This window comes from Mycobacterium sp. 4D054 (assembly GCF_052245755.1).
In the GTDB taxonomy this organism is placed as follows: Bacteria; Actinomycetota; Actinomycetes; order Mycobacteriales; family Mycobacteriaceae; genus Mycobacterium.
The window spans coordinates 71,444-78,112 of record NZ_JBQQCF010000028.1 but is presented as its reverse complement, the minus strand read 5'-3'; the positions used below and the strand labels follow the sequence as shown (position 1 = coordinate 78,112).

The window sequence follows — 6,669 nt, the reverse complement described above, 5'->3', positions numbered from 1 at the left end:
CCGACGAGCAAAGGACCCAGGAGCACCGGCGAGACGCAACGCCGGAACCCCAGGCCGCCCACGTCAGAACCGCCCACCCACGCCACGAAAAGACCTCAACTACCCGCCACGTGAAAGATCGAGGCTAGGGCGTGTCTCCCATATGGCGTGTCCAGATGATGCACGCGCTGAGGACTACGGCGGCGCGGTAGACGATGGCGAGCTTGTCGTAGCGGGTGGCCAGTCCGCGCCATTGTTTGAGCAGGGCGCGACCGCCGGCGTTCGACGAGATCCGCTACAAGCAGCGCAATCTCGTCGAACGATCTTTCGACCGCATCGCGTACCCGCACTTTGGGCAGGGCGAATGGAGATGAGGATGGGTGGAACCCCCGACGCTCATGCCCACGTCTTGCCTCCAAGCGTGACGGCTCCGCTGGACAGCAATCGGCACCTTCTCCCCGATAACCGTGCTCCGATGGCGACCAACATCTGCTTGGGATTCCCTTTTTATAGCCGAGCGCCCGACGGAGCCAACCGTGCCAACGCCTCCCGGAACGCCGGATTCGGGCGAGCGCGCGGGAGCACCCGCATGACTGCGTCTAGCGCCTCGTGCGCGCCTACTCCCCGAAGGCCCGCCCCGTACAGCGCCGCGACGGACGGTGTCCGGCTCTGGGCCTCGACGCAGTGCAACAGCACCGTCTTGCCCTCCGCGCGGAACCGCTCGACTGCCCGCACTGACTGTCGCGGATGCCGCGGATGACGTCGAGCACCGCGGTGTCCGCGCATTCGGCTTGCACCGTTCCGGTCCAGCCAAGCTCTGCCGACCGCGCTGAGTACCGGTACGAAGACTCGCCACGCTGCACGAGCGCGATCACGACCGACAGCATCGGACGTGGTCGTGCGGGCACGATGTCGACCGGCCGCACAGCTGCCGTGGGTTTGGGTGCCATCTCCGTCTCCTCCCCAGGTGGATAGCGATGACGGCACTGTATGAGGCACCTCTGACATTTCGGCCGCCGGCGGAGCGCGGATCCGGCCCAATGGACGCGCGTCGCCGGAACATCGAGAACTTTCGCGTCGAGTTGGCTAAGTTGTCTTCCTGGACGCTACGAATCTGACATCGAGCATGCCGGGGGTGGCAATGACCGATCAGTTCTTGGAACCGGCTCCGTCGAAAGCGGAACTCGCCATCTCGAAGGGGTGGGTGCAGGGCGTCGCCCTGGTGTTGGTGTTCGGCTTCACGGTCATGGGGCTGTTGGCCGCCCGCACGTACTCCGACTCCATGCCGCTGCCGCAGCGCGTCGTCGCGCCGGACGGGCAGACGCTGTTCACCGAGGCGCAGATCACCGCCGGGCAACAGACCTTCCTGCGGCGTGGACTCCAGCAATACGGGTCGGTGATGGGCCACGGGGGCTACCTCGGACCCGACTACACCGCCGAGTACCTCCGTCTGTCCGCCGACCACGTCGGCGACGAACTGCGGAACTCCGGTGCGCAGGATCCGACGGCCGGGGTAGTCGAGATCATGCGGACCAACCGCTACGACGAGGCCAGCGGGACTCTGCAATTCACCGCCGAGCAGGTCAGTGCATTCGAAGCAATCCGTGCCTACTACGCTGATTATTTCGGCACCGACTCGACGGAGCACGGCTTGATCCCGCGCGTCATCACCGACCCGCAGGAGATCCACGAGCTGACCGCATTTTTCGCGTGGACGGCGTGGGCCAGCGCCGCGGAACGGGACGGCCACGCCTACTCGTACACGAACAACTGGCCGCCCGAACAGCGGGTCAACAACACGCCGACCGCCGACATCCTGGTTTGGTCGGCAATGTCGCTGATCGCACTGCTGGCCGGGCTGGGTGCCCTTTTCGCCCTCTACGGCCGGTGGAGCCGCAAGATCGGCTGGCATGCCACCGAAACACCGTCGCTGGCCTTCCGCCAGCCCGGCCAGGTGGCGATCACCCCGTCGCAGAAGGCGACCGCGTGGTTCTTCCTCGTCGTCGCGGTGCTCTTCCTCGCCCAAGCGATCCTCGGTGGGGCCATCGAGCATTACCGGGCCGAACTGAGCAACTTCTTCGGTCTGGACCTGGCCCAGATCCTGCCGTTCAACCTGGCGCGGACCTGGCATGTCCAACTGTCGCTGCTGTGGACGGCGGCCTCGTTCCTGGCCGCGGGAATCTTCCTGGCCCCGATCATCTCCGGACGCGAACCTCGCCGGCAGTCGTGGCTGACCTACGGACTGCTCGGCGCACTGTTCGTCGTCGTGGTCGGCACGCTGGTGGGCACGGCGCTGAGCACCTTCGGCGTCGAATGGGCCAAGGGCTCTATCTTCTTCGACCAGCAGTGGGAATACCTCGACCTGCCCCGGTTCTGGCAGGCCCTGCTCGTCATCGGGCTGTTCCTGTGGATGGCGATCATCTTCCGGTCGATCCGCTCCCGGTTGAAGACCGAGAGCAAACTGAACATGCCGTGGCTGTTCTTCTACGCAGGCCTGGCGATCCCCGCGTTCTACGCGGTCGGCATGCTCGCCGGCACCGAGACGCACCTGACGGTCGCCGAATTCTGGCGCTTCTGGGTGGTGCATCTGTGGGTCGAGGACTTCCTCGAACTGTTCACCACCGTGATGGTTGCCTACATCTTCGTGATGTTGGGTGTGGTGCGACGCAAGATCGCCATCCAGCTGATCTTCCTCGACGTCATCCTCTACTCGGTGGGCGGCGTACTCGGGACCATGCACCACCTGTACTTCTCCGGTACGCCGGTCGAGCACATGGCGCTGGGTGCCTTCTTCTCCGCGCTCGAAGTGATCCCGCTGACCTTCCTGACCGTGGAGGCGTGGACGTTCCTGCAGCTGGGCTCCCGGCAGCAGTCCCGCAGCAGCGCCCCGTTCCCGCATCGGTGGGCGGTGATGTTCCTTGTCGCGGTGGGCTTCTGGAACTTCGTCGGTGCCGGAGTGTTCGGCTTCCTGATCAACCTGCCGATCGTGTCGTACTACCAGATCGGCACCGCGCTGACCGCGAACCATGCGCACGGCGCCATGATGGGCGTCTACGGCATGCTCGCCGTCGGGCTGGCGCTATTCGCGTTGCGCTACATCATCCCGCCGGAGCGATGGCCGGACAAGCTGGCGAAACTGTCGTTCTGGTCGCTGAACATCGGCCTGGCGTGGATGGTCTTCGCGACTCTGCTTCCGCTCGGTGTCCTGCAGCTGTGGCACTCGGTCAACGACGGCTATTACGAAGCCCGCACGCTGAACTACATCACGCAGTCGGGCAACGTCGTGCTCGAGTGGCTGCGCATGCCCGGCGACTTCCTGTTCATCCTGGGCGGCGTCCTGCCGTTTGTGTGGATCGCATGGCTCGGCGTCCGCTACGGGATCAAGGCGACCACCCACACCCTGCCCGCCGAGACCCTGTTCGTGGAGGAACATGCCGAGGCGGCCGAAGACCGCACCGGCGTGGTGCTGCCGGAGCGCAGCCGCTATGCCTCCGACAATCGGGCGATCACCGACGACAGCGGAGGCAGCACGTGATCGCCGGCATCGGGATCGCCGCGTGGCTGACCATCGCCTACGGGGTGCTGCTCGTCCTTGTCGCGTACGGCATCGACATGTTCGCCCGACGCGCCGCGGCGAAGGTGGAACAACACCGATCCGGCGGCTTCCTCTACCACGAGGACCACGACGCTTGGCAATGCCCACAGGATCAGTGGTTGTGGCCCACGTCTTTTGACCCGGACAACCGGGTGATGCGGTATCGGGGCACCCCGACTGTCTGCAACGCCTGCCCAGTCAAAGAAAGCTGCACCACCTCCCACGACGGCCGCGAGATGAGCCGCGCCATCGACAACTGGCCGGCATCGGAGTCGGCACGCTTCCACCGCGGGATCGCCTGTGCTATCGGCGTCATCGCGGTGATTTTGCCGCTGGCGACCGCGCTGGCCTCCGACACCGCCGCCGAGGCCCTGCTGCTGGTCGGCTCGGCCGTGGTGTTCGTGGTGGTGACGCTGCCGCTGTGGTCGCACCTGCGCCGCACCCCGGCGGTGCCGGTCGGGGTGAGCTTTGCCTCCCTCGACGAGAACCTCGAGGAACGAAAACGCATTGCCGAGAACGAGGTTCGACGCCGCACGTCCTATGCGTCGGACCGGCGAGCCGAGCGTCGGGAGATGCACTGATGGAGGCCTGGATGGTTGTTCTCGCCTTCCTGATCCTGGTGTTGCTGGTGCTTGCGGTCGCCTCGATCCGGATCGTCAAGGAGTACGAGCGCGGTGTCGCCTTCCGTCTCGGCCGGCTACGGGGACCTCTCGGACCCGGCATCGTGATCGTGGTGCCGGGCATCGACAAACTCGTGCGGGTCGATCTGCGGACCGTGACGCTGACCATCCCGCCGCAGGAAGTGATCACCCGCGACAACGTCACCGCACGGGTCAACGCTGTGGTCCTCTTCCGGGTCACCGAGCCCACCAAATCGGTGATGGCCGTGGAGAACTTCGCGGTCGCGACGTCACAGATCGCCCAGACCACGCTGCGCTCGGTCGTCGGACGCGCCGACCTCGACACCCTGCTGGCCCACCGGGCCGACCTCAACGAGGATCTCGCCGCCTCCATCGCCAAGCAGACCGAGCCCTGGGGCATCCTCGTCGAAGTCGTCGAGATCAAGGACGTCGAGATCCCGGAGATGATGCAACGGGCGATGGCCCGGGAGGCCGAAGCCGAGCGGGAACGACGCGCCAAGGTGATCAGCGCTCATGGAGAACTCCAAGCCTCGGCCGAATTACGCGACGCGGCAATCACACTCAGCGAGAGCCCCGCCTCGCTGCAGCTGCGCTACCTGCAGACCCTGCTGGAACTGGGCGCCGACCAGAACTCGACGGTTGTGTTCCCGATCCCGATCGACATCGTCCGCCCGTTCCTCGAAGGCGGACAGACAACGTCGTCGTCCGACAGGTCGAGCGGCGACACCGTCCCCCACATCAGGAGGGTGAAATCCGATGAGTGACAGCGTAGCTGACCAGGCGCAGACGACCGACGATGCGCCAGCTCCGGGACGGCCCGTCGTGCTCGAGCCGACCCCGCCCGGTCTGTGGCGCGCGCTGCTGGGCGGCTCGGTAGCGGTGTTGGCGCCGCTGTTCGGATTCCTCGTCGGCGGCATGATCGGAGCCGGCGAGCCCGGCGATGCCGTGGACCCACTGTTCCTGGCGCTGTTCATCGGCATCGTGATCGGCGGGATCGGCGTACTCGTCGCGTTGTCCGGCGGCGCCCGGATGTGGCGGCACTTCCACCACCAAGCAGAACTCGATCCCACCGCCTGAGGCGATCGCCCGCGGCGCGACTGCCAGGTGCCGCCGTTCTTTCATATGCGCCCGGTCGGCGTCGACGTCACCTGTGCGGCCAGCGACCGACGAGAGGAGACGGAGTCCAAGAGGGCCACGTGGGTTGACCCACGGCGGTGCCGGCAGCGAGTTGAGCAACGATACGCGGACCGCGGATCGCGCTGTTGTCGTAGAACGTTGCCTCGTCCGCGCGGCGGGCGGCCGTGGCGACCAGATCCCAAAGCCGTTGATAACGCGCGCGAATCTTGTCTCCGGGTACCACGTGGCCCCGGCCTGTACGCGGTATCGGACACGCTGCACAGCTAGGGCGTGTCTCCCTTATGGGACTCGGTTTTGAGGCGATGCTGTCGAGGTGACGATGGCTTCGCGGTTCCGGTTTTTCAATGATGCCCAGTGGGAGTTGATTTCGAGGCTGTTGCCCTCCAATGAGGGGCGTCGCGGGCACCCCTTTGGTGACGATCGACGGGTTGTCGAGGGCATCATCTACCGGTACCGGACCGGGATTCCGTGGCGTGACCTGCCTCGTTCGGAGTTCGGGCCCTGGCAGACGGTGTGGAAGCGCCATCGTCGCTACGCCGGTGACGGTACGTGGGATCGGGTGCTGATGGCACTGTTGGCGACCGCCGATGCCGACGGCCGATTGGACTGGACGGTATCGGTAGACGCCACGATCAACCGGGCGCATCAGCACGCGACGAACACGACCCGACCCGATCAGGACACAGGGGGCTGGGTCGAATTACACGAATCTGCCGCTGACCGAGTGCGAACCCGCAGGTCACGGTATCGGGCGGTCACGGGGTGGATTGACCACCAAGATCCACACCGCCGTCGACGGCAACGGTCGACCACTGGCTGTGGTGATCACCGGTGGGCAACGCAACGACCAGGCGATGCTGGCAGGTGTGCTCGACGAGATCGTCGTGCCGCGCCACCACGGACGGTCGCGTTCGCACCCGGATGCGGTGATCGCCGACCGCGCCTACTCCAGCGGGGTCGCACGACGGATGCTGCGCGATCGTGGGATCGCCGCGGTCATCCCGCAGAAAAGCGACGAGATCGCCGCACGGCTACGCCGTGGACGACGAGGCGGGCGACCGCCGGCGTTCGACGAGATCCGCTACAAGCAGCGCAATCTCGTCGAACGATCTTTCGCCCTGCTCAAACAATGGCGCGGACTGGCCACCCGCTACGACAAGCTCGCCATCGTCTACCGCGCCGCCGTAGTCCTCAGCGCGTGCATCATCTGGACACGCCATATGGGAGACACGCCCTAGGGCCCACCGGGCTCGCGGAATACCAGGAACTCAAACACATCTGGCACAACACCGCTCCCACTGCTGCGGGTTGGTTCAA

At 65.8% G+C, this 6,669-nt stretch carries 4 protein-coding genes and 2 pseudogenes; 5 read left to right on the top strand and 1 reads right to left on the bottom strand.

Annotation, left to right across the window (positions count from 1 at the left end; translation table 11 throughout):
• Window positions 1–1,120 precede the first annotated feature (1,120 nt).
• Genes ACTWP6_RS19760 through ACTWP6_RS19745 form a run of 4 tightly spaced genes read left to right on the top strand, consistent with a single transcriptional unit; the run spans window position 1,121 to window position 5,292 of the window.
• On the top strand, window positions 1,121–3,514 hold the full coding sequence (locus ACTWP6_RS19760) for a nitric-oxide reductase large subunit (protein ID WP_260753373.1): 2,394 nt from the start codon (window positions 1,121–1,123) through the stop codon (window positions 3,512–3,514).
• Window positions 3,511–4,155 carry a hypothetical protein gene (locus tag ACTWP6_RS19755; RefSeq protein ID WP_260753372.1) on the top strand — a complete coding sequence of 215 codons (645 nt, stop codon included), beginning with the start codon at window positions 3,511–3,513 and terminating at the stop codon, window positions 4,153–4,155. Before ACTWP6_RS19760 ends, ACTWP6_RS19755 begins: the two co-directional genes overlap by 4 nt.
• Before the next feature lie 11 nt (window positions 4,156–4,166).
• Window positions 4,167–4,979 (top strand): SPFH domain-containing protein, encoded by an 813-nt coding sequence (locus ACTWP6_RS19750; protein ID WP_396884556.1) that lies wholly within the window; start codon window positions 4,167–4,169, stop codon window positions 4,977–4,979.
• Window positions 4,972–5,292, top strand: a complete 321-nt coding sequence (locus ACTWP6_RS19745) for a hypothetical protein (RefSeq protein ID WP_260753370.1) — start codon at window positions 4,972–4,974, stop codon at window positions 5,290–5,292. Before ACTWP6_RS19750 ends, ACTWP6_RS19745 begins: the two co-directional genes overlap by 8 nt.
• A 67-nt stretch (window positions 5,293–5,359) precedes the next feature.
• On the opposite strand, the pseudogene ACTWP6_RS19740 reads toward ACTWP6_RS19745, so the two are convergent.
• Window positions 5,360–5,619 (bottom strand): annotated as a pseudogene (locus ACTWP6_RS19740) (ATPase); the annotation flags it as partial.
• Window positions 5,620–5,671: 52 nt separating this feature from the next.
• On the opposite strand from ACTWP6_RS19740, the pseudogene ACTWP6_RS19735 reads away from it, so the two are divergent.
• Window positions 5,672–6,590: pseudogene (locus ACTWP6_RS19735) on the top strand (IS5 family transposase).
• Window positions 6,591–6,669: the final 79 nt, after the last annotated feature.

Bases quoted from the DNA above. Each gene is read 5' to 3' on its own strand.
- ACTWP6_RS19745 (WP_260753370.1), top strand. From the start codon at position 4,972: ATGAGTGACAGCGTAGCTGACCAGGCGCAGACGACCGACGATGCGCCA.
- ACTWP6_RS19760 (WP_260753373.1), top strand. From the start codon at position 1,121: ATGACCGATCAGTTCTTGGAACCGGCTCCGTCGAAAGCGGAACTCGCC.
- ACTWP6_RS19750 (WP_396884556.1), top strand. From the start codon at position 4,167: ATGGTTGTTCTCGCCTTCCTGATCCTGGTGTTGCTGGTGCTTGCGGTC.